Below are 2923 nucleotides of genomic sequence, written 5' to 3' on the forward strand. Positions count from 1 at the left end.
CTCGTACAGCGCCACGCGATGCCCCTCGCCGGCAAGCCGCCACGCGACCAGCCGGCCGCACAGGCCGCCGCCGAGCACGGCGAAATCGGGTCGGGCGGGACGGTTCATCGCGCACGCTCCACGGCCACGCGGCGCAGTGCATCTCCTAGGCGGGCAATGCCAAGGCGGCACGGCGCGCCTGCGGCGGCGTGACGGGAAGCAACGTACATGTATGAAGAATAGGCGGTCATCGAGTCCTTTCCGTACGGCCCAAAAACGCACGTACCGAGGACGAAACCGGCGGGTGAAGCCGGCCGGGCAAGATGCGCGCGCGTCATGCGCCAGCGCCGCCCGGCGGGGAATGGAAGACGGTTGCTTCCGGAAACTTCCCGCGCCGGTATTACCCGGATCGGGTGCAAAGGGTCTCTCTCAGCCTCGCCGCCGCAGCATGGAAATCATGCCGCCCGTGGGCGAAGCACCCCTGTTTCGTCACGGGTCATTAGACCATAAAAGGCCGGACGCCCGCAAACCAGCGGGGCGCCGAGGCGGCCGCGATTTCGCTCCGGCACCCTCTATGGCGATGCCGATGCGCCGCGAGCCGACGCTCTGGCACAATGCCGTGATCGGTGCCGCGAACGCGGCGCGCGCGGCGCTTCAGGCCGTATGCGCGGCGCTTACACGGGGGCGCGCCGGCGGCGCAAATTAATGCCCGCTTAAGGGCGTCACGCCAGAATCGGGCGCCCGTCCGGCGTCGCGCGCCCCGAGCACGAAAGCACGACGCCCGGGCAGGCATCGCAGACCCGCCGCAGGGCAACCCAGCATACGGACCGGCTCGTCGCGGGATCGCCCGACATGGCGCAACCCGACCAGCCCGACACCGAGGATCGACCGGCTCGACCCATGGCCAGCACATCACCAGGACGCTCATGACATCCAATACTTCCGCCAGCCCCGCGCTGCCGCCCGACGAAAAAGTCTCCGCCTGGAGCCTGATCAAGCCTTACTGGGTTTCCGAGGAACGCTTCGTGGCGTGGGGGCTGCTCATCGCGATCGTCGTGATGAACCTGCTCGTCGTCTGGATCAACGTGCGCCTGAACCGCTGGAGCGCCGATTTCTACAACGCGCTGCAGCAGAAGAACGTCCACGACTTCCCGCACCTGCTGATGATCTTCAGCGGGCTCGCGTTCGGTTTCATCATCCTCGCCGTGTATGGCCGCTATCTGCGCCAGATGCTCGGCTTCCGCTGGCGCCAGTGGCTGACCACGCGCTACCTGAACGAGTGGCTCGACGACAGCGCGTTCTACCGCATCGAGCGCGACCGCCTCGCCGACAACCCCGACCAGCGGATCAGCGACGACCTGCAATCGTTCGCCACCACCACGCTTTCGCTCACGCTCGATCTGCTCTCCACGGTCGTCACGCTCGTGTCGTTCATCACGATCCTGTGGTCGCTCGCGGGCGCGCTGACCCTTTCGCTCGGCGGCATGCCGCTGCATATCCCCGGTTATATGGTGTGGGCTGCTGCGCTGTATGCGGTGGTCGGCTCGCTCGTCACGCAGAAGGTCGGTCATCCGCTCGTGTCGATCAACTATCAGGCACAGAAAGTCGAGGCGGATTTCCGTTTCGGCCTGATCCGTCTGCGCGAGAACGCCGAGCAGATCGCGTTCTACAACGGCATGGAAACCGAGAAGCACAACGCACGCACGCTGTTCGGCCGCATCCGCGACAACTGGTGGCAGGTGATGAAGTACACCAAGCGCCTGACCTTCGTGCTGAGCTTCTACGGCCAGATCGCGATCATCTTCCCGATCGTGGTCGCCGCGCCGCGCTACTTCGCGGGCGCCTTCACGTTCGGCGTGCTGATGCAGATTTCGAGCGCGTTCGGCACCGTCAGCGATTCGTTCTCGTGGTTCATCAACAGTTATACGAGCCTCGTCGAATGGCGCGCCACCGTGAACCGGTTGCGCGAATTCAAGCGCATCATGCATGCGCCGCGCCTGAAGGAATCGGTCTCGCCGGCCACCGAACACGGCGGCATCAACCTGCATTTCGTCGACGCCAACCAGCTCTCCACCGCCAGCCTCGAACTCGCGCTGCCGAACGGCAACCCGCTCTCGCGCATCCGCGATGTCGCGATCCGGCCGGGCTCGCGCTGGCTCGTGCGCGGTCCGTCGGGCGCCGGCAAAAGCACGCTGATGCGCGCGCTCGCGGGCCTCTGGCCGTTCGGCGACGGCTCGATCGACGCGCCCGTCAACGCGCGCATGATGTTCATCCCGCAGGTCAGCTACATGCCGATCGGTACGCTGAAGGCGGCGCTCGCGTATCCGTCGGCGGCCGACACCTATAGTGACGACGAATGCCGCGAAGCGCTCGTCACCTGCCATCTGTCCGAATACGCGGACCGTCTGCAGGAATCGGCGCACTGGACCCGCGTGCTGTCGCCGGGCGAGCAGCAGCGCTTCGCCGCCGCGCGCGTGCTGCTGCACAAGCCCGACTACCTGTTCCTCGACGAAGCGACCAGCGCGCTCGACGCGGAAAACGAGGCGCGCCTGTACCGCCTGTTCACGGAGCGGCTGCCGAAGGCGGCGATCGTCAGCGTCGCGCATCGCGAGTCGCTCTCGGCGTTCCACGACGAAACGCTCGACGTCGAACGCAGCCGCGAAGCGGTGGCGGCCTGATCCGCCCGGCGAGCAATCCAACGAGCAACCCGGCGAACCGAACGACGCGATGAGCGAGCAGGCAAGCAACGCCAACGCTGGCATCGACAACGACACCAACGGCAGCGCGCGCGTCGTGCTGATTACCGGTGCCGGCTCCGGCATCGGCGCGGCGCTCGCGCAACGTCTCGCCGCGCCGGACACCGCGCTGATGCTGCACGCGCGCGGCGCCGACGACGCTTCCCGCCAACGCCTCGCGCAAGTCGCCGATCGATGCGCCGCGAGCG

The 2923-nt window shown here is 67.0% G+C and carries 3 protein-coding genes and 1 riboswitch; of the genes, 2 read left to right on the forward strand and 1 reads right to left on the reverse strand.

Features of this window, described 5'->3' with window-relative positions; all coding sequences use genetic code 11:
* On the reverse strand, positions 1-108 hold a 108-nt coding region (locus GXB81_RS31955), incomplete at its 3' end, for an NAD(P)-binding protein (RefSeq protein ID WP_346777830.1).
* A gap of 240 nt (positions 109-348) precedes the next feature.
* Positions 349-472: riboswitch (TPP riboswitch) on the reverse strand.
* A gap of 433 nt (positions 473-905) precedes the next feature.
* Between GXB81_RS31955 and GXB81_RS30765 the strand changes: the two genes are divergently transcribed.
* Together GXB81_RS30765 and GXB81_RS30770 are read left to right on the forward strand one after the other, a co-directional pair.
* On the forward strand, positions 906-2657 hold the full coding sequence (locus GXB81_RS30765; protein WP_167045539.1) for an ABC transporter ATP-binding protein/permease: 1752 nt from the start codon (positions 906-908) through the stop codon (positions 2655-2657).
* Positions 2658-2706: 49 nt separating this feature from the next.
* A partial coding sequence (locus GXB81_RS30770) for an SDR family NAD(P)-dependent oxidoreductase (protein WP_205991184.1) occupies positions 2707-2923 on the forward strand: 217 nt, incomplete at its 3' end.

Origin of the sequence: Paraburkholderia sp. Ac-20336 (genome assembly GCF_017105025.1) — a bacterium.
Lineage (GTDB): Bacteria > Pseudomonadota > Gammaproteobacteria > Burkholderiales > Burkholderiaceae > Paraburkholderia.

Coding starts and splice junctions, on each gene's coding strand:
- GXB81_RS30765 (WP_167045539.1), top strand. CDS start 906: ATGACATCCAATACTTCCGCCAGCCCCGCGCTGCCGCCCGACGAAAAA.